Here is a 24259-nt window from a genome sequence, read left to right as displayed (position 1 = left end):
CTGCATGCCAATGGTACATATCAGAATAGCACAAACAACAAAACCCTTGAAACCAAAGGGTTTATAAAAAACACAGATTGTATTATGCGAAAAAGTAGTGGGGAGAAATTACCCGAAAGAGGAGAAATTCCTCGGATAAATAAGAGAGATTACTCTATTTTTTGACGTAGTGTTTTTCGATCAATTTGAAGAATTTCAGCAGCTCGCGTTTTATTATTATCAACTGCCGCAAGCACTTTTAGAATATGCGCTTTTTCAATATCTTTTAATGTTCTAAGTTCTTCTTTTTCAAAAGGCATAGGGTATTTTAAGTACTCAGGCACATCCGCAACTTCAATTTGATCACCACTCATGATAATCATTCTTTGAATTACGTTTTCTAATTCCCGCACGTTTCCTGGCCAAGAATGACGCATTAAAACCAAAACAACCTTCTCTGAAATAGTTATTTTAGGTTTACTATACTCAGCGCCGTATTTATAAAGAAAAGTAGTTATCAATAGCCTTATGTCGCTTTTACGATTACGAAGCGGTGGTGTTTCAATATTCACTACATTTAATCTATAATAAAGATCTTCACGAAAACTGCCCTTACTACACATTTCATATAAATTATTGTTAGTAGCAGCAATAATTCTCAGCTCTATTTTTTGAGTTTTCTGAGAACCAATCATACTGACCTCCTTTTCTTGCAATACTCGCAGTAATCTGGTTTGAACTGCTAATGGAGCCGTTCCTATTTCATCTAAAAATATAGTACCACCAGCAGCAGCTTGGAAAAAACCATCTCGGGTATCATTTGCACCGGTAAAAGCCCCTTTTACGTATCCAAAAAGTTCCGATTCCATTAAATTCTCGGGTATAGCGCCACAATTTACAGCAATAAAAGGTTTCGAAGAAAAAGCGCCTTCATAATGAATTGCTCGAGCAACTAATTCCTTTCCTGTGCCACTCTCTCCTTGGATTAATACGGTAGCTCTATTATCTTTAACGCGTTGAATCAAATCTACCAATTGGACAATCTGTTGCGACTGCCCAACGATTCCTGCGTATTCCGTTATATTATCTGTAGAAGGAATACTCGTTTCATTAGTACTCGTTTTAGTATCCTCTTTCGAATCAATTAAAGCTTGCACTGCCTTTTTTAACTCATCGTTGGTAAACGGTTTTGCCAAATAATCCAAAGCGCCTGATTTTACCGCCTCAATCGCGCTATCTACCGAAGGAAATCCTGTAATAACGAGTTTAGGAATAGTCGGGAAATGTTCTTGAACATATTTTACTAACTCAATACCATTAATACCTGGCATTTGCAAATCAGTAATTAGCAAATCTATAGTGCTGAATTTTAATATCTCAATTGCCTCCACAACGGAAGAAGCTTTATAAGTATGAAAATTTTGAGCTTTCAAATTGCGATGAAGCAACTCAAGCATATCATAATTATCGTCAACAATTAGAATGTTTTCTTTCTTTAATTTCATTACATCATCTTTAAGGGTAATCTCACTTGGAAAATAGTTCCTTGAGGTACATTATCAATAGAGAGAATATCCCCTTTATGGCTTTTAACAATTCCATGTACTACACTAAGTCCTAAACCAGAACCCTCTCCAATAGGTTTTGTAGTAAAAAAAGGTTCAAATATTTTAGACTTCAATCCTTCTTCAATACCAGGTCCCTGATCGGCTATTTCTATAACAAAATTCGATTCCTCTGAATACACTTTTACTTTAATAACGGTGTCTCTAGGCGACACATAAATAGCATTTATCAGAATATTAAATAAGACTTGAGTAAGTTGAATAGAATCTAGCTGTCCTTCTAATTGAGGGTCATTAAAGTCAAACTCATAGCTAATTTCGGCTTTCTTGAAATTTGGTCCCAATAAACTTAATGCTTCTGAAACAATCGGTATAATTTTAACAAACTTCATGTTTTGTGGCATTTCGCACGAAAAAAACATAAGCTTCTTAACCACTTCCCTGGAATAGATAGCCGCCTTAATAATCTTATCGGTGTCTAATTGCGATTGTTTATCTTTAGTTCGTTCTCGAATGAACTCTGCAAAACCAAGAATGTTTCCTAGTGGCGTATTTAATTCGTGAGCGATACCAGCTGTAATTTCTCCTAAAATAGAGAGACGATCTGCTCGTTCAACACTTCGTTTCAACAATTCTTCTTTCCCCTTATTTAATTGTCGCTCATAAAACACACTAATATCTGAAGACACTTTATTAAGTAGCTTTTGCTCATCGGCCAAAAAGTGATCTTTTGAAAACTGACCTGATGGATAATGCACTTTTACATATCCTTTATTTTCATTAAAAATGATTATAGATGACCTTTGAAAAACAGTGTTTTGTGGGATTACACTCGTGGCGTAATAATAATTCTCTAGCTGCAATTCTACAATTGATTGCTCTGAAAATCGCCAAGCATTTTTTAAAATAGAACAAATCTTATCTAAAGTCTCTGAGATCGATTCTTCATGCTGAACAATCACTGACGAAACATCATACAAACAAGATAATTCCTTAATTCGCTCTTGAAGTATTTCTTCTGTAGATATAGTGGAATCCATAGTTCCTAAAGTGATAGATTATATAGAAAATCAGCTTAAACGTAACCTGTGATTACAACAATACTTTTAAGTCACTTTTTCCTGGCTCTAAAGAAACCAAAAATAAAAAATAATGCCCCTGCAATTAATAATACATAATAAAGAACAACATTTTTATCTCGAATCACATTTGACAAAACAAAGCAAACAACACTGATTAAATACAAAATGATCGGGTTCGTATTTTTAATTGAAGAGAAATTCATAGGGTTATTTTATTTAAAGAAAGAATCTACAAATTCGTGTTTATTGAATACTTGCAGGTCTTCTATTCCTTCGCCTACTCCAATATATTTTACAGGAATTTTAAATTGATCTGAAATCCCAATGACAACGCCACCTTTTGCAGTACCGTCTAATTTGGTTACAGCAAGTGAAGTCACCTCAGTAGCAGCTGTGAACTGTTTAGCTTGCTCAAAAGCATTTTGACCAGTTGAACCATCCAAAACTAATAAAACGTCATGAGGAGCATCAGAAACAACTTTTTGCATCACGCGTTTTACTTTGGTCAATTCATTCATCAGATTGACTTTGTTGTGTAAGCGTCCTGCCGTATCAATTATTACGATATCAGCATCTTGAGCAACCGCTGATTGCAAAGTATCAAATGCCACCGAAGCAGGATCAGAACCCATGTTTTGTCTAACGATAGGAACTCCTACCCTGTCAGCCCAAATTTGTAATTGATCTATTGCAGCGGCACGAAAGGTATCTCCAGCACCTAAAACTACTTTATAACCCGCTTTTTTAAATTGGTATGCAAGTTTTCCAATAGTCGTTGTTTTACCAACACCATTTACACCTACTACCATTAAAACATATGGTTTTTTATCTTTTGGAATTACAAATTCTGTTGCTTCTCCTGTATTGGTTTCAGAAAGCAGACCAGAAATTTCTTCTTGCAGAATTTTATTAAGTTCTTCAATACCTAGATATTTATCAGCCGCCACACGACTTTCTATACGGGTAATGATTTTAAGGGTGGTATTCACTCCTACATCGGAGGAAACTAGAATTTCCTCTAAATTATCCAACACAGCATCATCAACTTTAGACTTTCCCGCAACAGCTTTACTTAACTTAGAAAAGAAAGTTGTTTTTGATTTTTCGAGACTTTTATCTAAAGTCTCTTTTTTTTCCGATGAAAATATTCTTTTAAAAAAACTCATTGTATTACCAGTGTTAGGAATGAAGCATTAGACACAATGAACTAACACGCTCTTCTGAACGGTAAAGATATAAAATAAAAAAGCTACTTCCGAATGAAAGTAGCTTTTCTATATAATGCATTTCTTAATTAATTCTTTTTCAAGAATTCATCAACTAGTTCAGGTGCCATTATAGATTCTACGAATGTATAAGCCCCAGTTTTTGGAGATTTCACCATCTTGATGGCTTTTGATAATCTCTTAGAAGATGTTTGTAACGTTGCTACTGTTTTCTTTGCCATGATTCAAATGTTATTTAAATTTAAACAAAATCTACAAATGTGACCACTTGAGATTTATATTAAAATCTCTAATTATTACTTAATTTCTTTGTGAAGAGTTACACGTTTCAAGACTGGATTAAATTTCTTAATCTCTAATCTATCTGGAGTATTTTTTTTGTTCTTCGTCGTTATGTATCTTGAAGTTCCTGCAACACCACTAGTTTTGTGCTCAGTACATTCTAAAATTACCTGGATTCTATTACCTTTCTTTGCCATCTTGCTATTTTTTTTTTAGAATTTAAAGATTATTTAATAAATCCTTGCGCTTGAGCTTTTTTCAAAACTGCAGCAATTCCATTTTTATTAATTGTTTTTACCGTAGATGCTGCTACTCTAAGAGTAATCCATCTATCTTCTTCTGGAAGATAAAAACGCTTTTTCACTAAGTTAACAGAAAATTTTCTCTTAGTTTTATTCATAGCGTGAGAAACGTTATTTCCTACCATCGCTCTTTTACCTGTAAGGTCACAAACTCTTGACATTATATATCTCTTTTAATCGTTATTCAAAATCAGGGTGCAAAGAAAAGAAAAATAAACCTATAAACCAACAAAATTATAGGACATTTTTAAAAATTTCTTTCTTCAATAACTCTAAACTTTTAATCACCGCCCTATCTATCACTTGCTCACGGGGTTGACCAAAATTATATTCTTCAACAATAACTTCATTTGGCGTAGCCAAGGCGATAAAAACAGTCCCTATTTCGGCATTTTCATCCCCTTTTGTCGGACCAGCGTTCCCAGTTGTCGCAATCGCATAATCAGCATTCATAATTTCTTTTACCCGCAAAGCCATCGCCGAAGCCACTGCTGCACTTACTACCGAAAATTCTTTAATTACACTCTCAGGAATCCCTAAAACGTCAGTTTTAACTCCCGTAGCATAAGACACAACACTTCCCTTAAAATATTCTGAAGCGCCCGCTATAGAAGTTAATACCGATGCGATTGCGCCTCCCGTACAACTTTCAGCGGTAGCTAACGTCTTGCGCTGTTGTTTTAACATTTTTCCAATAACATATTCGATGGTTTCCTCTTCTTCAAAACCAACAATTATATCATTTATAATTGCATCTAACGAGTTAACATATTGCTCCAATGCGTTTTCTAATAATTCTTTGTTCGTACCTCGCGCTGAAAGTCGTAAACGAACTTTTCCTGGACTCGGTAGATAAGCTAGCTTTAAAAATTCCGGAAGGCTATTTTCCCAATCTTCAATTCGTTCCGAAACTAGACTCTCCCCTTGCCCATAGGTAAGAATAGTTTTATGTATGATATACGGCCGACTATATTCACGTACTACTTTTGGTATTATTTCACTTTCAACCAGATATTTCATTTCATACGGAACCCCCGGAAGCGAAATAAAAACAGTATTTTCTTTTTTCATCCACATCCCCGGAGCCGTTCCCACCGCATTGTGCAGCACAGTACATTTTGACGGAACAAGCGCCTGATCTTTGTTAATCTGTGTAATCGTCCGCTTATAGAAACCTTCTATCATCTCAGTTACATGTACCAAAACAGATTGGTTCACAACCAATTCATCTTCAAAATAATCGCAAAAAGTTTTTTTAGTTACATCATCTTTTGTTGGCCCAAGACCTCCAGTAATAATGACTAAATCGACGGTGTTTTGAAGCTTTTGAAACGTATCTAATATATGTTGTTTATCATCGCTAATCGATATCATTTCGTTGATTTCAACTCCAATTTTATCTAGCGACTTTGCTATAAAAGCTGAATTGGTATCAATAATTTGCCCAATTAAAATCTCATCTCCTATAGTAACTATGGTTGCCTTCATTTTTTTTCTTTGAATTTAGGTTTTGCTTTATACCTAAAATTCAACATTCAAATAATTTGAATGTTGAATTTTAGTGTTTAAAAATAAGGATTGACACTTCTTTATAAGTCAAAATCCTTTTTTATTTCTTTGATGGCATCTTTTACCTGAGTCTTTATACTCTTAAAAGTATGATCTATATCTTTTCTTTTTCCTTCAATTTTTGTCCACGCTTCCACCTGAAGAATTTCCTCAAAGGCCACATTTAACCCGAGCAAGTCTAGGGTTGGTTTTATTTTATGTGCATAAGCATAGGCGTGCTTATGATCTTTCTTTTTAATTCCTTCTTTGATTTGTGCCAAATCTTCTGGAACTTCAGTAACGAACAACGTTAGAATTTCATTTACAAATTCTGGGTCGTTATCTGAAAGTGCGTACACTTTTGCAAGGTTGTAGTTTAAAGCCATTATTTTACTTGTATTCTAAATAGTTTTTGTCCTTCTAAAAATCCTTCTAACACGTCGTCTGGTTTTACAGCAGCCACCCCTTCAGGGGTTCCTGTAAAAATAATATCTCCAATTTTCAATGTAAAAAATTGAGAAACATATGAAATAAGCTCATCGATTTTCCACAACATGTAACTGGAATTACTTATTTGAACCGTTTTACCGTTATTGGTTAACTCAAATGTAAGATTTTCTAACGAACTAAATTGTTCTTTTGGTAAAAAATCGCCTACTACCGCTGAACCATCAAATGCCTTCGCTTTTTCCCAAGGCAATCCTTTAGCTTTTAGTTTTGCTTGTAAATCCCTGGCAGTGAAATCAATCCCTACGCTAATCTCCTCATAATATTTATGAGCAAACTTAGGTTCTATGTATTTTCCAACCTTATTTATTTTAACAATAATTTCAATTTCATGATGTATATCCTCCGAAAACTCCGGAATCACAAAGGGATGTTGCTTTAATAAAATCGCCGAATCGGGCTTCATAAAAATAACAGGCTCCGTAGGTCGCTCGTTCTGCAATTCTTCTATGTGGTTAGCATAATTTCTACCAATACAGATTATTTTCATTTCTTTATAGTGAATAGTAAATAGTAAATAGTAAATAGTCTATTTCACTATTCACTAATCACTAATTACCTAGTTTTTAGTATTCAGTTTTCTAAGTTTAATCGCCGTTAACACCTTTTTAGTATATAAAGGAAAATCTGCATTTTGTATCCAACTAAAATAGCCCGGTTCTGTTTCTAAAATTTTATCAACTTTTACTCCTTTGTGTTTTCCAAAAGCAAAAATTTCTTCATCGTCTTTATCAAATGCAATCATTCCTGCAAAATCAGCAATTTTCTTTCTTGTCGAGAATTCCGATAACGCTTTCATGTCATTCTGTAAATCTGGATAACGTTCTAACTGCGCTTTTAATATTTCATAAGTCGCCATAGTATCTGCCTCCGCTGAATGCGCATTTTCTAAACTTTGCCCACAATAGAACTTTAAAGCTGCACTTAACGTACGCTCTTCTTTTTTGTGAAAAATCGTTTGAACATCTACAGAAACACTGTTTTTCATATCAAAATCAACTCCTGCACGAAGTAATTCTTCTGCTAACAAAGGAATATCAAAACGATCAGAGTTAAATCCAGCCAAATCACAGTCTTTGATCATGATATGAACTTGTGAAGCCAACTCCTTAAAAGTAGGCTCATTCGCCACTTTTTCATCCGTGATTCCGTGTACCGCAGTAGTTTGAGCCGGAATTGGAATCGTAGGATTCACTAACCATGTTTTGCTTTCTTTGTTTCCGTTAGGAAAAACTTTAAATATTGATATTTCTACAATTCTGTCTTTTCCAACATCAATTCCAGTGGTTTCAAGGTCAAAAAAGCAGATTGGTTTATTAAGTTTGAGTTCCATTTTTTGTTTTTATTATCATACAAATGTAAATTTTAAAGCTGAATTTCACCAATTATCAGACATTAATTTCGTCTAAAAGAACAAAGCTTTTTGCTGCGGAAGTCTATTTAAAAAAACAAAACCCAACAAATTTAAAAAATCTGTTGGGCTCTATTATGTATTTATTTCAATATTAAATATCTCTATTCACATCAAATGCTTCTAGGTATTCAGCAACTCGTTTTACGAAGCCACCCCCCAATGCTCCATCTACAACACGATGGTCATAACTGTGCGAAAGGAACATTTTTTGACGAATTCCAATAAAATCACCTTCCGGGGTTTCTATCACTGCTGGTACTTTTCTAATCGCTCCAAGAGCTAAAATCCCAACTTGCGGCTGATTTAAAATTGGCGTTCCAAAAACACTTCCAAATGTCCCTACATTGGTAACCGTATAAGTTCCGCCTTGCGTGTCATCCGGTTTCAATTTTCCTGCTTTAGCACGTCCACCAAGATCATTCACGGCTTTGGCCATTCCTACCAAGTTCAATTGATCTGCATTTTTAATAACAGGAACAATTAAATTACCGTTAGGCAATGATGCAGCCATACCCAAATTGATGTTTTTCTTTTTGATGATATAATCACCATCTACAGAAATATTCAAACCTGGAAAATCTTTCAATGCTTTAGCCACCGCTTCCATGAATATTGGAGTATAGGTCAATTTCTCCCCTTCTCTTTTTTCGAAAATATTTTTATTTTTTTCTCTCCATTTTACAATGTTAGTCACATCTACCTCGATGAACGATTGCACGTGTGCTGAAGTTTGTACAGAAGCGACCATGTAACCCGCAATAAGCTTGCGCATTCTGTCCATTTCTACAATCTCATCACCACCGTTTACCGAAACAGGTGCTGCTTTTTGTGCTAATGGAGCTGCTGCTTGCACAACCTTAGGAGCTTCAACCGTTTTTGCCGGAGCAACAACTGCTTGACTTCCTTTATTTTTAACGTATTCTAAAATATCATTTTTAGTAACTCTTCCGTCTTTTCCTGTACCATTAATCTGCTCTAATTCAGCAACAGAAATACCTTCTGCTGAAGCAATATTTTTCACCAATGGAGAAAAGAATTTATCAGAATCAGAAAAATCAGTTGGTGTTGCCACGCTATCTTTAGCGGCATCAACCGTTTTTGTTACTTCGGCTACAGCCTCTGGAGTTGCAGCTGTTTTAACAACTGAAACCATCTCTCCACCTTCGGTTTCAATAATAGCAATGGTTTGACCCACTTGAACTAAATCATCTTTACCAAATAATTGTTCCACCAAAATACCTGAAACCTCACTCGGTACCTCACTGTCAACCTTATCAGTTGCAATTTCAAGTACCGCTTCATCCGCTTCAATTTTGTCGCCTACTTCTTTTAACCAGTTTGTAATGGTTGCTTCTGCGACACTTTCTCCCATTTTAGGAAGTTTTAATTCAAATTTTGCCATATTGTTAACCTAAGAAGGCGTTTTTGTTTTCAGTTTGCGAAATTACTAAATATTTTAAACATAAATTACATTAAATGTAATTTATCACTCTAATTTTACAATCGCTCCTCTTTCATTAGAATTATCACTACCTATAAGAAAAGCGGTGTTTTTTGGTAATAATTTAAAGGATAACCCCTTGTTTTTTAACGATTCTATAAAATTTATAATCTCCTTAAAAGAAACATAATTATTATCCAATACCATTTCTGTTTTTGTATCCAATGAAATCTTTGACGAAATTACCATTTTTTCTGTTTTCAAATCGTGAAAAAATACTTTTTTTTGAAGTTTTGACACTATTTTTTCAATTAACTCATCACTAGAAGAATATAAGACATAGGACTGTGAGATCTTTTTTTCTTTGGCTTGACCTTGAAACATTTTAATAAAAGAAAAAAACAGAATTCCTGTTTTCATAAAAAACGAAAAAAACCTCGAAACCTCGAAGTGTTTTTTATAGAAAAACTCCATGGCTTCCTGAAACCGCTTCATGTAAACTCCGTCCTTAATAGTGCTTTCGCCCTTAAAATGCATCACTGTTGTTTTGGGATAATAATAGTTCGATTTTCCTTTAAGCAGCATTCTATAGGACAAATCTATGTCGTCTGAATACATGAAACAGTTCTCATCAAACCCCCCTAATTCCAGATATAAATTGTGTTTCATCAGCATAAAAGCGCCAACGAGAATATCTACTTTCGCCGTTTCGTTTTCCGATACATGTTGTGCATAATACTTTCCTAGGACTTTCACTTTTGGAAACGCCTTGTAAAGTCCCATCATTTTAGTAAAAGCGACAAAAGGCGTAGGCACCCCTCTTTTACTTTCAGGCAGAAAATTACCTGCCCCGTCGATTAGTTTTACCCCCACGATCCCTAAGTCTTTTTGCCTTTCGGCGAAAGCCAATACTTTTGTAAAAGTATCCTCGGCAACCACGGTATCGGGGTTCAAGATGCAAATATATTCGCCCTGAGCGGCGGCAACCCCTATATTATTCCCTTTTGGAAAACCGTAATTACCTTTGTTTTCTATGAGTTTTACATTTGGAAAACGCTGCTTCATCATTTTGCAACTATCATCTTGCGAGTTGTTATCGACGACGATTATTTCGCCCTCAATATGCTCTAAAGCACTTTGTACACTTAAAACGCATAATTCTAAGAAATAGCGCACGTTATAGTTGAGGATGATTACTGACAATTGCATGTCTCAAAGATATCTTTTAAGATGTAAAATCACAACGGTAAACTACAATACAGTAGCAATTGTCTAAATAAAACCTAATGATTCAATCTCAATTCTAATTTTAATCCCGCGAATAAATTACTTTTGAAAAACAAAAGACCGCAACAAATCTATTCCAAGTCATTGAAAAAAGCATTTTTATTAGTATTCCTATTTTTGATCAGTCAAATGCATGCCCAAATTTTGGGATGTACTGACCCATTGTCAAAAACCTTCAATCCGTCCGCAACTATAAATGATGGTAGTTGCAGCTATCGTTCAGCAAAAGTAAAACCGAGATATTCTGCGCAATTGCCAGCAGTTCTGCATGAAACATCTGGTTTAACCTTTAGCGATAATCTATTATGGACGACAAACGATGATACGGACACCACGATTTATGGAGTCGATACAAGCGGAGTGATTAAAAAGAAAATAGTACTACAAAAAGTAGCTAACAAAGACTGGGAGGAGATTGCGCAAGACAGCAGCTATTTCTATGTTGGTGATTTTGGAAACAATGTCTCCGGAAACAGAAAAGACCTTCATATTTTAAGAATTGAAAAAAAATCTATTGAAGGGAATATTCAGAAAATTGATACCATCTCATTCTCGTATTCTAATCAAACTAACTTTACAAAACTAAAATCTAATACGACTAATTTTGATTGTGAAGCCTTTGTCGTCATCGATGACAGCATCTACTTATTTACAAAACAATGGAAGCAAAAAAGAACGACTGTATATGTCATCCCAAAAATTCCCGGCAATTATACGGCACGATTGAAAGACACTTTTAATGTAAAAGGCTTGATTACGTCGGCTACAATTCTACCCGATAAAAAATTACTTGTCTTAAGTGGCTACAGTAAATCGCTATCTCCGTTTGTCTATCTTTTCTATGATTACGACCATTCAGCATTCTTTTCGGGTAACAAACGAAAAATAAAAATAGCGCTTCCTTTTCATCAAATTGAAGGGATTATTACCCAAAATGGCCTTCAGTATTATCTAACCAACGAAAATTTTACAAGAAAACCATTTATAGCTGTACCGCAACAATTACATCAGTTGGATCTAAGTCCCTTTTTGTCGCAGTATCTTCAAAAATAATTCCAGTACAACTATTATTTTTATGTTTCTCTTTTATAAAAAAAACGGTTTTCTGAAAAATATTCCACAATAATTACTTACATTTCTACTAGTTACGAAGTCCTTTTAAACTAATAATATTCATGAAAAACAACCTCGGATCGATCTCTTTATTTGTTGCCTTCGGAGGCCTAGTACTTTTTGAATCACTACTGCGTTTGGACATTCTAAACCATCAAGGATGGAAAATTGTCACAGCAGGTTTTGAGGCGGCAACCATCGGTGGATTTGCTGACTGGTTTGCAGTTAGTGCTTTGTTTCATGAAATTCCAATTCCCTTTGTACGTAAGCACACAAACATTATCGCCAAAAACCGAGAAAAACTGACAGAAGGAATCGTCGATTTAGTGACTAATAAATGGCTTTCGCCTGACGTTATTGCTGAGAAACTAAATGAAGTGGACTTGGCTAAAACCATTTTGAATTTCATCCAACAACCCAAAAATCAACAGAATGCAATTCATTTGATTCAAAATATAGTTTTAAAATTAGCCAACGAATTAGACAATCCAAAATTTGCAAATGCTTTGCAAAAAATATTACGAGAGCAGATTCTCAGTATAGATTTGGCTTCCCCGCTGGGAACTTGGATAGAAAAATCCATCAAAAACGGAGACCATCACCAAATATGGGAACTGATTATCGAGGAGAGCGCTTCCGCTCTTACTAATCCCGAGACAAAAAACTTGCTTCTTTCTAAGCTTAAAGATGCAGCCGATGAATACTCGGATAAAGGTTTTCTCAAAAAAACAGCCTTGTTTTTAGCCGAAAAAAGCGGAGGAATAGATTTAGACCTTATTGCAGATGAACTTCTGACTAAAGCAAAAGAACTCATATCTGAATCCAAAACAGATGTTAATCACCCCATTCGTGCCAAATTTGACAACTGGATTCTTGAATTTGCTAAAGAACTAACTTCGGGCGATGAAAAGTCTATCAAGCTAATCCAGAACCTAAAAGAACGTGTTATGCAGCATGTGGAAGAAGAAAAAGTGATTCATACTCTTTTAAGTCGTTCCAAACAAACTCTTGCAGCGCAGCTTGAAAATAATGAAACTCCATTGATGCAATTCTTAATTTCGAATCTAAATCGCATGTTAGCTGATTTACAGCAGGATTTAGACGCCCAACAAAAAATAAACATTTGGATTCGTGAAACCATTTCTGAAATGTTGGTGAAATTCCATAGTGAAATCGGGAATATGGTTCGCTCTAGCATGATGAAACTCAACAATAAAGAATTGGTCGAACAAATCGAAGATAAAGTTGGCAATGATTTGCAATATATTCGCTTGAATGGCGCTGTTGTGGGTGGTTTAGTTGGTATTGTACTTGCTTTATTGAAATTGCTTTAAGTTAAAGGCTAGAATGTCATACAACTGTCAACTATTCCCTACGAAGACTCATTTAACCAACTTAAAGTCGTTGAATTAGAGAAAGTTCTTCTTTCCAAATAATTTTAACCTAAAAATAATAAACTACCTTTGCACGGTGGTTTTTTTTTGGCACCTGATAATTAGATATCTAATTAGCGATTGCACATTAAAAAAGACCCTAATCATAACAAATACATCTCGTTACACGCATGAATTACTTATCTGTTGATAAGAGCTTTCGCTTGTCCGGCATCCCCTATAAACACTACGAAAATCTGTACCTAGCAATAGTTACAACGGTTATATCAAAAACCAAAGTTGTCAATTGCTTCCATAAGATATCAAATAATACCATAAAATTAGAGACCAAATTAGAGACTAGTTTGGGTACATTAGTATTTTTTGCAAAAAAAGAAAACTTTCTCTTCAATGTTTCATATAAGATAAAAAAAACATCATATGAGAAATATTAAGGTCAGATATCTATTGAAAGCAAAATGTAAAGACATAGCTAAAAGAACAGTAAAAGAAAGAGTATACGCTGAAATCAGTTGTGCTTTCAAACATAAGCTAAATCAAGATGCCATTTATGAAAAATTTCAGTTTTCACTGGAATGCACTGTTTTACCGTCGCATTTCGGAATAATAAAAGAAAATAGAGGTGTTTATAACTACTATTATGATAAAGGGGCAACATTAGAAAAAAACAGTAAGGTAACAAAGGCCGTTCGAGATAAAATAGCTCTTTTTGAAACTTATTTAAACGGTGCTGACAGCCATTTTACAAATCTAGGCTTAGAGCCTACTCCTAAAGATTTGAAAGATTATCTTATGGTCGCCAGCAAAAGATCAGCGCGTAAAATTAAAGAAACAACTTATATCACCGATTTTATAGAAACTGAAACTACGCGTCTATATAACCTTATTGGAAGTGTCGACATTGAAGAGTTGGCACATAAAACAATAGCCAACAGAGCTACCTTAGGTAATATAATAAAGAGATATGAAAAAGTAAAAAACATACGTTTGACTTTTGATAACCTAAACAAAGCTACCTACACAGACATTTGGACTGTTCTTGATGATATTGCTAAAGGCGTAATAAAAATTGACACCTACAAAAGAAAAGTCTACAATAAGGAAGGTCTAGCTGACAACAGTAAAAAGCAATATCAAACTAATCTACTATACTTTTGTAGACAAGCAGAGAAAAATGGTGTTGAAATAGGTCTTAATGCAGAGGATCGAGATTTAATAATAAAAGTCGACTCTAATGCAATTACTGAAAAAATCGAGGCTGTTTTAACCGAAAATGATATTCTAAAGGTAATAAGTTATAAATCAACCTCAATCAATTTAGAGCTTGCCAAAAATTATATTATAATTGCCTCCTTAATGGGAATGAGGCATCAAACCATGACACATACTAATGGAAAAAAAATTGAAACTTACTCAAAAGATAATGTTAATTTCGATTTTATACACAATTACCACGATAAAACAAAGACAGAATGCCACACGCCACTCTTTAAGGAAGTACATTTAATTTTACAAAAAAATGAAAATAAATTTCCTGATTTCACAGGTTTGACCCTGTGCAACTTAAACTTAAATATTAGAAGAGTCTTAAAGACGATTGGAATCAAAAATCATCAATTTTATAGTACTCATAATTTCAGAAGTACCTTCGTTACAAATTTAGTCTTGCTTGAGGTAGCAGAAAAAAACATCAGTTACATAACGCATCCAAGTAAAAAAAACAGGACAAGCAGCGTGCACATATATAATCGGACTAAAATGTCAGATAAAGCAAAAAAGTTTTTTAATGCTGTAAAGAAAGCGAACCGGACAAACCCGTCCAATCTTTATTCATTCTAGTCAAATGTAATTCTATCCTCGATGAAAGAGTCAGCGTACAAGCTAACTCTTTCATTGTTCTTATTGTAGTATTCCCTTTTCTAAAGCACATTATTTGAAGAAATTTGGGGACTATTAATAACTTTCAACACTGTTAAATCGTTTACATTCTTCTTTTGAAAAAGAAAGGTAAAAAAGCTTTTATTCAGTACGTTATTGGATATGTACGCGTAAGACAACTCATAGAGTGAAATAATAAGAACGGATATTAATGTATTACTTTCTACAAATCATAGCTATTATAACACCTTGAAAAAAAACTCAATCACCCCTTAGCATAAGTTATTTCAATGATCTCACTAGATCTTAACTTTCACCGAAGTCCGTCTTCTAAATCTTCCAGTAGGTCTGAGAAATTTATTTCATCAAAGACACCTAGGCTATCCCATACCCCATAACAACCTTGATATTTGAAAAATAACTTAAGATGATCGCGCGGAACCTCTATGTCCTCTTCCGACGTACAAACTTTTGAATTTCGAAATACTTGAGTAAAATTATTTACACAATAACCTGTGTAAAGATTTTTCACTGAATTATCAAACATAAAAGTACCCCCTACATCTATTGGTGCATATTCTAGGCTCATTAACTGATTAAATGAGCAATTAAAATCACCTCCTACTTTTTTAGGACAGTTTTCTAATGTGGTTAATCGCATCTTAGAACAATCAAAAGTTCCCGAGACAATATTGAAGACTAGGGGTATCTTTTTCGTCCCATTGTCGGTTAACTTGACATTACCTTCTACATCAATGCTTCCATTACTATTGATTTTGTACGTTCCATCTACTGCTATCCAATTCTCACGTAAAACTTTTTCAACTTCTGTCTCTTGTGGCAACAAGAAATCATTCCAATTATGTTCCGTATTCATACTCATTCATTTTATTAGAAAAAATAATAGGCAACTTTTTAAATTGGCAATTCATTCAATATTTTTTTTTGTACCCTCCATTCTGGCATAAAGCAATCCATGAGTAGCACAAAATTCTTATTGTGTTTACGTTCCAATAAATGAACCAATTCGTGAATCACTATGTACTCAATGCATTCCAAAGGCTTTTTTGCTAATTCAATATTAAAAAGCAATCGATTTGTCGTGGTGGCACAACTTCCCCACTTTGTTTTCATTCTTTGAATTTTGAATACAGGATAAGGCACTTGCATTTTAACCGCATGAAGACTAACTAATGCTTCTATTTTTAGCCGTAGTTCTTTACGGTAGAAATCATACAAAGTTTTTTGTTTCTGCGCTACTGTGGCATCTTTTACGGCATATAGAACTATTTTATTATGCTGTAATACGATTTTAGACCTTTTTGCTTCTTCTATTTGTAGCAAGTAACGCTTACCAAAGAACTGATGACTTTCCTTGGTTATATATAATTTCTCGGCTTCGCGATCTTGACTTGCAATTTTCTTTTGCTCCCTTTTTATCCAGCCCAATTTGGTAGCCAAATAGATGGCTACTTTCTCTAAATCATAGAAATCAGGTGAAGACACAGTCACCTTTCCAAAGGGGGGATGCACACTCAAGTGCAAGTTTTTTATTGGTTTAAATTGAACCTCTACACTAACCGAGCCAACATTTACTATAGTGATGCTCATTAATATTCGTCTTTATGTATCTCAATTATGTGATATACTTGATTGGCTAATTCTTCATTTTGAATTATATCATTGATGGCTTTTTTTACCTTGCGCTGCTTCATCATGTTTTCTCTAAAACCATCTTGTTTGGCATATTGTACAGCTTCGTCACATACCATAGCCAGTTTTTCATCTTCTAACAAATGATATAACGCTACTTTTCCTTTCGAATTCAATGCTCCCGGAATATCTTCTTGTTGTCCTTTATTCACCATTTTTGACAACTCAGCCATTTGAAGCAAGTACTCTTGGTAGGTAATCATTTCCCTCTTTCTAGCTTCAATCAATTCTTGTAACAAAAGTGACATTTTTTCAAAATACTTAGGATCTAAAAGATGTTCCTCAACAATCTTACTACGAACATTGTTTTCCATCACCTCAGAAACAGCTTCTTTATTTCCTCGGATAGATTTTGGTAAAGCATCTATTGCTTTGTCCATATCCGTCTCCATCAAATCCAATAAGGAAATATCATCGAATGGGGTGATTTTCTCTGATTCTTCGGCTCTAATATAAGTATCGATTAAAAAGCGCATATCTGCTTCGTACTGCTTCAAATCAATCACTTCATTACTAGCAATTCTAATTATTTCTCGTAGGCTTAAATAGTGTTCTAACTTGTCTTTGAAACGTTTGATGCTTTTAGCATCATAACCTGCATTTTCAAAATCTGCGGCCATGTTAGCGTAAGCTCGAATGTATTCCACTATGGATTTATATAACGCCATTCGTTTATATTCATTGCCTTTTAATTCTTCGGCGATCTCGGTATTCCCACAGAAATAACGAATATAACTTAAATCATTTTTTGGACTATCTACGTTCTCACAAATAGCCTCAACCGTTTCCATAGCCACTTCTAATCGGTCAGCAGCAACTTTTATTCTGTCTTTTAGTTGAATCGATACTTCCTCGTTGGTAAAACCTTCACTATCTAATTCTGAGGTATAAACATCAATGGCATCGGTAACTTTACCAAACAATTCCATATAATCGACAATATAACCATAGTCTTTATCATCAGTATCCAAACGGTTCACACGACAAATAGCTTGAAACAAAGTATGATCTTGCATTTTTTTGTCTATGTAAATGTAAGAACATGGTGGTGCGTCAAACCCAGTCAATAATTTAGAAACTACAATGAGTAATTTCATTCTTGATGGTTCTTTTCTGAATTGTTCCTTTACATCCGATTCGTAGGTTTCAGTCTTAGATTTATTCCCTTTTGGACTAACATTTTTCAGTAAATCAGTGTATACCTTATAAATAAATTCCTTATCCGTATCGGTATCAGCACCTGTATCTTCCAAACTAACATCTCTTGCCAATGGATTATAAGATGTTACCACCGCACATTTATTTTTGAATTCAGTATTTAAAAATAATTGGTAATACTTGGCTGCCTCATAAATAGATGAAGCTACCAAAATAGCATTTCCTGTTTCGTGTTTTAACCTTGGTTTGGTACTAAAATCCAATAAAATATCTGCAACAATTTTCTCCATTCTACTTTTGGAACTCAGTACATTCTGCATCGTACCCCACTTCTTTTTGATTTCATTTTTCTGGAAATCATTTAAGGCAGCAGTTTTTGCCTCAAACCATTGATCGACCCTTGTCTGCGAGGTCAAATTTTGCTCAATCGAGCGTCCTTCGTACATTAAATCTTTAACTACCCCATCAATTACCGCTTCGTTAAATTTATAAGTATGTATGTAGCGACCGAATACATGTTGTGAGGTTTTTTTGTCCTGTTTTAATAAAGGCGTACCAGTGAAACCAATAAAAACGGCATTGTGTAATGCTGCTTTCATAATCTCATTCAGTTTCCCGCCTTGTGAACGGTGACATTCATCTACAAACACAAAAATCTCCCCCTGTGTTTGAATAGGATTGTCTTTTAATTCTTTTAGAAATACATCATAATCCGTTTCGCCTTTAGCACCAAATTTATGAATCAATGAACAAATCAATCTTGGTCGAGACGATTGCAAATACCCCATTAAATCTTTACCTGATTTGGCTTTGGCAATATCAGTTTCTCCAACATCGTTAAAGACTCGTTCTATTTGATCGTCGAGTTCGGTTCTATCTGTCATGATAACGATACGTGAATTGGGGATATTTTCTAATATCCATTTCCCTAGCATAACCATCATCAGCGATTTTCCCGATCCCTGAGTGTGCCAGATGATTCCGCCTTCTCTTCGTCTTACGAAGTCTTGTGCTTCTTTCAAACAAAAATATTGGTGTGGTCTTGGTAATTTTTTTATCCCAGCATCATAAATAACGCCATTGTATATGATATCAAGCAATCGCTCCTTATCACATAACTTTTTCAAGTAGTTATCTAATTTGTAGTCATGATTTTCATTCTCATCTTCCTTCCAAGACAAATAATATTTCTCAGGTGTTTCAATAGTACCGTAACGTAAACCTTGTGTATTATTCCCTGCCAGAACAATTTGAGTGGTCGTGAAGAACCATTCACTAAACTTCCCTTGCTGGTTGGATATGTTCTGCCGAATACTCTCGGCTATATCTACTGTTCCTCTCTTTAATTCTAAAATCCCAACTGCAATTCCGTTGATGTATAGTACAATATCAGGTCTGCGACTGTGTTCTGTATTATTAAGTGTTACTTCTTCTGCAATAGCAAAATCATTCTTTTCCCAATGGTGCCAATCAATAGGAAAGACAGTATCAAACTGTTCTCCTAATTCAGGACGCGCTTTTACCCCGTAACGCAACAAATTGTACATTTTCTTGCTACGCTCGTACAAATTACCACTGTGACTATTCGCCAATTGACTAACTTCGCTTACGGCTTTGTTTACCAAGGTTTCTGTGTAGCCTTGTTTCAGTAAAAAAACTCGCAAGTAGTCTTGTTCTACATTACCATTATTAGGTCGCTCTTCCCAATTGCCATAGTAAGTGTAGCCTAATTGTTGGGTAAACAATTTGATGATTCGGTTTTGAGTGATGCGTTCGATTGGGTTAATCATGGTTTAAAGAATAATATATTGTGTAATTGTTAGATTCAATTGAAAATTTCGAATTACTATATAATGTTTCGTTTACATCAAATAAGAATAGATCTTTGAGGATATTAAGTTTATTATTTTCAACCAATCCTATTTCAAAATTTTTATAATCTGAAAGTCCTAAATTTAATTCATCTTTTGATATTTTAAAATATCTTCCATTAAAACTTTTAACTTCTAAATTTTTCCATTGTCCTAATTCATTTTTATACAGAATATCGTAATGAAAAGTATCACTCCTATCTGGTGTATCCGAATTAGAGGATACCCATCTCACATTGTTGTTACCATATTTTAGTACAAGTGCTCTATATGCTACAATTTCTGCCTTTTTTCCAAGTTTTCTATTTTTATCGTCGTCTTTTCTAGAGCTTTTCCAAGACCGATTCTCATCTTCATATTTTTTATTGGGAATAACAATACTAGTTGAAACTGATGTAACATCATTAATTTCAAATGTATCATAATTAACTTCATCGTTCTCAATCCCTTTTTCTTCAATAATTTCACAAAGACTCTTCAAATATTCTTCAATTTTAACTTCATTCAATGGAAAATACAACAGTCCCTGAATGGAATCTTCTATATCATTTTTATCTATGTTATATCTATCCAAAAGTTCAGTATATAGTATTGTTGGTTCCATGCTCGTATTAACATCTAATTCCAAGCCAACTACATTTTTAATTATATTTTTGAAAATTTTACTATAGTCTATATTAAGTTCATATTTTGCTTCACTATTATTTATAAAATAAATATTTAATGCTGCTTTAATGTCCCTTTTTAACTGTAAAATATTTACAATATAGTCTACTTGCTTTGTTGGATTTAGGGAAAAATAATACCAAATTAGCGAGTTAAGCATATATTCAGAGTCGTAATAAACATTTAATAAGTTTTTCTTATGCCATTCCAACAAACCATTTTCTCTGATATCTTTAATTGAAATATTTAATATCGAAGACAATTTACATATAAGTTGAAAAGAGTATTCATTTAAAAAATCATCATAATCAACATTCAAAATGGAAACATCTAAACCTAACGTCTCCTTAATTTTTACTTGAAAATCTTCCTCATTTTTAAATATAGAATTTTTTATATTCTCGTTTTTTAAAGCAAAAATATGACTCCAAAAAGTGAGTGCTTGTTTAGGAACGCCCAATAAAGTACTAATTAATTCTCTATGATCTGAAAATTCTTTTGAAATAATATGATCGGTATCCTTAAGGTCATTTTTTATTATGAATCTAAAATCTGATTTTAACTCATTAATTTTAAATTGAACACATAAGATTTCAGCCATAGAATCACAAACCAAAGAATCTTTGAAAATATCTTCACAATTATAGATTCTACGAGGAACATTAATGTAAAAGTTATTTCCTTCCGCAATAAAGTCATTCTCTGATAATGTGAATCTTTTTCCTTTAAAGTCATACATCAATTCATTTACTAAAGTTATATTTAATTTTTTTAATAAATTACTCTCGTCTACTCTTTGCTTTTCTTCATTTACTGACTTTCTAAGATTATCTGAAAATAATCGGTAGATTAAAATATAGGGTTTGTAATTCTCAAACACTTTATTAAAACTCACATTCAATGAATTACATTTTAAAGAATTGTAATCTATTTTAATGTCAGACTCTTTCAGACTTTTAATCCCAAAGTATTTCAAAATATTTGTTTCATTTATCCTCTTTGGTAAGTTTACTAATGGAATGTTTTCAAGAATTTGATTTGAGAATATAGAGTTCGCTATGTAAGATAATTCAGTATTATCGAAATAATTCTTATGGTTACCACTCTTGCCAAAAAATGACAATGGGAAAAACCCCTCTATTTCCTGCTCAGTAATATTATTTATCGTCAAATTTTCTAAAACACTAGTATACAATGTTTGAGTTCCTTTTCCGTCCTTCGCTAAATCAATTGATGGTACTTGCTTGATAATCTCAAACACTCTTTTAATTGATAATGTATTAAAATCTGTTTTTGCTCCAAGAAATACAAGTAATCTATCTATTTCAATCTTGTTAATTCCAAATTCAACGGGAATTTCATAATCAAATAGTCCATTATTAATAAATCTATTAACTTCTGTACTAAAAGGCTGTAATAGAATATTATCAAATATACCACTAACTATAAATTGATAATTAATAAAACTAATATCTGTTTTAATGACTCGATTTGAATTACTAAAATGCCAATCAACATCTTCAGTGTTTTCTATTATTAATCTTTTTACATTAGTCTCAAAATATAGCAAGATTAAAATTTTTTCGACAGAAATGGAAGATATAATCTTTTCGAAATCCTTAATCTTAGTCACTTGTGTCTTAGGAAGAATTCTATCAATTTTAAAATCACTAGATAAATTTTGCTTCCTTTTTATGAGGTCGAAATAATTTGTATATTCCCATTTGTGGCTAAGACTAATTTTTTCACATTTCAAAAAAGAATTAACTCCCAACCATTTAAAGAAACTTTCAACTAATTCTAAATCCTCTTTATCAAATTCCCAATAAGAAATTTGCTTTAAATAACAAGTTTCATCTAAAAACCCATCATAACAAAATGTAATAATTTTTTCAGTAGAATAACTCAATGCTAAAAAGAGGTTATCTGCTGAAATTATTTCATCTTTAGTATTAAGTAATAAAATTGATTGACTCAACACGTCAATTCTTCTATCCATGCTTTTGTAAATAGAGAAAAGAGTTTTAACCATTTCTTTAATTGCAATCTTCTTGTCACTGATATTTACTTCGTTTATGTTAATATATTGGTGAAAACTAATAATTATTTTATCAATTATATTACTACTATCATACGGTTGAATATTACAAACAGATCTTATATTTCTTTGCAATTCTCTGGCTTCAGTTTCTCCTCTTTTATAATTTACTTTGAATAAATTATTTAGATCATCAAATAACACTGAATCGATTATATCTAAACTTACATACTTATGAGGAATGTCAAATACTAAATCCTGATTATTCTGAGGCGTAAATGCTGTATTTGCTGATGATACAACTTTTGAATTCTTATTTATCAATAGATCAAAACGCAATTCTTCAGAATATAAACTTATAATTTTACTCAATTCGAAAATCAAATTTGACCTAGTTGGAATAGGAAGATTTCCTTTAGAAATCAAATTAATTTTTTCTAAAAATTCTAGGGGATTCAACATTTGAACCGCAATTTTATTATCGCTAGGAATGAGGAAGTTTGGAAATTGATATTTGAAATTATTTTTAACAAACTTATTGAACTCGTTGCCATAATAATAAATATTTGATTTTGCCCTATAGTGTTCATCAACACAAGGGTAAACTTTTTTAGTTTCAAGGCAGTTTTTAAGATGATCATATAAAATTGGAACTATCGTTGAATCTGATTCTATTTTGACGGGTAACAATAATTTATATGGCAACCAATTAACTTCTTTTGATTTTAAAAATTCACTTGCTTTATCAAATAACGAAATATATTTTTTAACGATAAATTTATTTACTTCTGAGTCATTTAGATGATCTCTACTATTATTTAACTCAAAAGTTCCATGTAAAACACATGGTAGATGCACCTTTACTTTTGTGGGAAAATAATTAAATAGATAATTATTTGAATCTGACAAATCATCTTGAAAGGCAATTTTTATATTATACTTTTGTTTATATGATAATCCAGTATCTTGATGTTCATTAGGTAATGAGTCTTCTTCCTCAAATACATTCCACTGTTTACTACCAATTTTAATTATTCCATATCCTTCGAAAGGAAATTTATCCCTTCTATGATTTAGTATATCAATATTATTTTTTATAATTTTTATACTATTGATATTATTTAAAAAAAGTAATATCTCCTCAGTAACCTGTTTTATTTGTTCGTCAATAGAACCGTTATGTTTTGGATAATATTTCAATTCAATAATAGTTGTCCAATCAGCTACTTCTTTATAATACTCAATATCAGGTGCAGCCATTATTGGAAATGGTTTTGTAAAATCCGAAAAACCACCTCTTTTATTTAATTGTTTTAGTTCTTCATCACTTATCTTTATTTCATCTACTAATACTCGCTCTGCACGATCTTTTGAAAATGAAACTTTGCAACCTGAACTATAAACTACAACTTCTTTTGACCAATTCAATAAAGATCTAAAGCCTAAACCTTTATTACCGATAAAAGTTCCTGACGTTTTTGAAGTATAGTTTGGAATCATCAAGGATTCAAATCCTTCGTAAGAAAAAGCGTTACCTTTATTACATATTTGTAAATTATGATTTATAGAGTCCCAATTTATTAAAACCTCAGAAGAATTTGCATCATCTGCATTTTGCAACATTTCGAGTAATTGTCTGCTGTTATAGTCCTTCGTAACTGCCATTTCATTTTTAAAATCTGAAACTTTTCTATGATCAGCATCCTTATAACCGCTAATAATTTTTTCTCTTAGTAACAATAACTTTTCTACCATGTACTTTTACATTAATTTTTCTATAAACCTATTCACCCAC

Annotated in this window: 19 protein-coding genes; 3 read left to right on the top strand and 16 right to left on the bottom strand. The window is 33.1% G+C overall.

Features of this window, described 5'->3' with window-relative positions; all coding sequences use genetic code 11:
* Positions 1-149 precede the first annotated feature (149 nt).
* The 12 genes from AC4PRO_RS08695 to AC4PRO_RS08640 all read right to left on the bottom strand — a co-directional run bounded on the left by AC4PRO_RS08695 (position 150) and on the right by AC4PRO_RS08640 (position 10555).
* Positions 150-1484: a sigma-54-dependent transcriptional regulator gene (locus tag AC4PRO_RS08695; protein ID WP_492117066.1), complete on the bottom strand. Its 1335-nt coding sequence runs from the start codon at positions 1482-1484 to the stop codon at positions 150-152.
* Positions 1484-2584 (bottom strand): sensor histidine kinase, encoded by a 1101-nt coding sequence (locus tag AC4PRO_RS08690; RefSeq protein WP_074723896.1) that lies wholly within the window; start codon positions 2582-2584, stop codon positions 1484-1486. Before AC4PRO_RS08690 ends, AC4PRO_RS08695 begins: the two co-directional genes overlap by 1 nt.
* A 254-nt stretch (positions 2585-2838) precedes the next feature.
* Complete coding sequence (gene ftsY / locus AC4PRO_RS08685; RefSeq protein WP_074723897.1) at positions 2839-3792, bottom strand: signal recognition particle-docking protein FtsY; 954 nt, start codon at positions 3790-3792, stop codon at positions 2839-2841.
* Between the two features lie 128 nt (positions 3793-3920).
* Positions 3921-4073, bottom strand: a complete 153-nt coding sequence (locus tag AC4PRO_RS08680; protein ID WP_074723898.1) for a DUF4295 domain-containing protein — start codon at positions 4071-4073, stop codon at positions 3921-3923.
* 75 nt (positions 4074-4148) lie between these two features.
* Positions 4149-4331 carry a 50S ribosomal protein L33 gene (gene rpmG, locus AC4PRO_RS08675; RefSeq protein ID WP_007138097.1) on the bottom strand — a complete coding sequence of 61 codons (183 nt, stop codon included), beginning with the start codon at positions 4329-4331 and terminating at the stop codon, positions 4149-4151.
* A gap of 29 nt (positions 4332-4360) precedes the next feature.
* The gene (gene rpmB / locus AC4PRO_RS08670) at positions 4361-4597 is read right to left on the bottom strand and encodes a 50S ribosomal protein L28 (protein ID WP_007138096.1); all 237 of its coding nucleotides are present in this window, start codon (positions 4595-4597) and stop codon (positions 4361-4363) included.
* Between the two features lie 73 nt (positions 4598-4670).
* A complete protein-coding gene (locus AC4PRO_RS08665; protein ID WP_492117065.1) occupies positions 4671-5924 on the bottom strand; it encodes a CinA family nicotinamide mononucleotide deamidase-related protein in 1254 nt (417 codons plus the stop codon).
* 101 nt (positions 5925-6025) lie between these two features.
* A complete protein-coding gene (locus tag AC4PRO_RS08660; RefSeq protein ID WP_074723900.1) occupies positions 6026-6370 on the bottom strand; it encodes an Hpt domain-containing protein in 345 nt (114 codons plus the stop codon).
* Entirely contained in the window at positions 6370-6981 is a 612-nt protein-coding gene (locus tag AC4PRO_RS08655; RefSeq protein WP_492117064.1) for a fumarylacetoacetate hydrolase family protein, read from the bottom strand. The genes AC4PRO_RS08660 and AC4PRO_RS08655 overlap by 1 nt, the downstream gene beginning before the upstream one ends.
* A 69-nt stretch (positions 6982-7050) precedes the next feature.
* On the bottom strand, positions 7051-7824 hold the full coding sequence (locus tag AC4PRO_RS08650) for an exonuclease domain-containing protein (RefSeq protein ID WP_339919763.1): 774 nt from the start codon (positions 7822-7824) through the stop codon (positions 7051-7053).
* Between the two features lie 172 nt (positions 7825-7996).
* The gene (locus tag AC4PRO_RS08645) at positions 7997-9307 is read right to left on the bottom strand and encodes a dihydrolipoamide acetyltransferase family protein (protein ID WP_074723903.1); all 1311 of its coding nucleotides are present in this window, start codon (positions 9305-9307) and stop codon (positions 7997-7999) included.
* Between the two features lie 84 nt (positions 9308-9391).
* Positions 9392-10555: a glycosyltransferase family 2 protein gene (locus AC4PRO_RS08640; RefSeq protein WP_492117063.1), complete on the bottom strand. Its 1164-nt coding sequence runs from the start codon at positions 10553-10555 to the stop codon at positions 9392-9394.
* 123 nt (positions 10556-10678) lie between these two features.
* Here AC4PRO_RS08640 and AC4PRO_RS08635 point away from each other — a divergent pair, with 123 nt between their 5' ends.
* The 3 genes from AC4PRO_RS08635 to AC4PRO_RS08625 all read left to right on the top strand — a co-directional run bounded on the left by AC4PRO_RS08635 (position 10679) and on the right by AC4PRO_RS08625 (position 14979).
* Positions 10679-11686, top strand: coding sequence for a T9SS C-terminal target domain-containing protein (locus AC4PRO_RS08635; RefSeq protein WP_492117062.1), 1008 nt, complete (start codon positions 10679-10681; stop codon positions 11684-11686).
* A 122-nt stretch (positions 11687-11808) separates the two neighbouring features.
* The gene (locus AC4PRO_RS08630) at positions 11809-13080 is read left to right on the top strand and encodes a DUF445 domain-containing protein (RefSeq protein WP_492117061.1); all 1272 of its coding nucleotides are present in this window, start codon (positions 11809-11811) and stop codon (positions 13078-13080) included.
* Between the two features lie 480 nt (positions 13081-13560).
* On the top strand, positions 13561-14979 hold the full coding sequence (locus AC4PRO_RS08625) for a site-specific integrase (RefSeq protein WP_492117060.1): 1419 nt from the start codon (positions 13561-13563) through the stop codon (positions 14977-14979).
* 352 nt (positions 14980-15331) lie between these two features.
* Here the strand turns inward: AC4PRO_RS08625 and AC4PRO_RS08620 are convergent, their stop codons facing one another.
* The 4 genes from AC4PRO_RS08620 to AC4PRO_RS08605 are packed head-to-tail and all read right to left on the bottom strand — an operon-like array spanning position 15332 to position 24219.
* Positions 15332-15895, bottom strand: a complete 564-nt coding sequence (locus tag AC4PRO_RS08620) for a hypothetical protein (RefSeq protein ID WP_492117059.1) — start codon at positions 15893-15895, stop codon at positions 15332-15334.
* Positions 15896-15933: 38 nt separating this feature from the next.
* Positions 15934-16629: a M48 family metallopeptidase gene (locus tag AC4PRO_RS08615; protein ID WP_492117058.1), complete on the bottom strand. Its 696-nt coding sequence runs from the start codon at positions 16627-16629 to the stop codon at positions 15934-15936.
* Positions 16629-19679, bottom strand: coding sequence for a type I restriction endonuclease subunit R (locus tag AC4PRO_RS08610; RefSeq protein WP_492117057.1), 3051 nt, complete (start codon positions 19677-19679; stop codon positions 16629-16631). The genes AC4PRO_RS08615 and AC4PRO_RS08610 overlap by 1 nt, the downstream gene beginning before the upstream one ends.
* The gene (locus AC4PRO_RS08605; RefSeq protein WP_492117056.1) at positions 19672-24219 is read right to left on the bottom strand and encodes a sacsin N-terminal ATP-binding-like domain-containing protein; all 4548 of its coding nucleotides are present in this window, start codon (positions 24217-24219) and stop codon (positions 19672-19674) included. The genes AC4PRO_RS08610 and AC4PRO_RS08605 overlap by 8 nt, the downstream gene beginning before the upstream one ends.
* Positions 24220-24259 lie beyond the last annotated feature (40 nt).

It is taken from the genome of Flavobacterium sp. DW-iso2 (genome assembly GCF_058725285.1).
The sequence above is the reverse complement of the archived record's forward strand: the minus strand, read 5'-3'. Positions and strand labels throughout refer to the sequence as shown.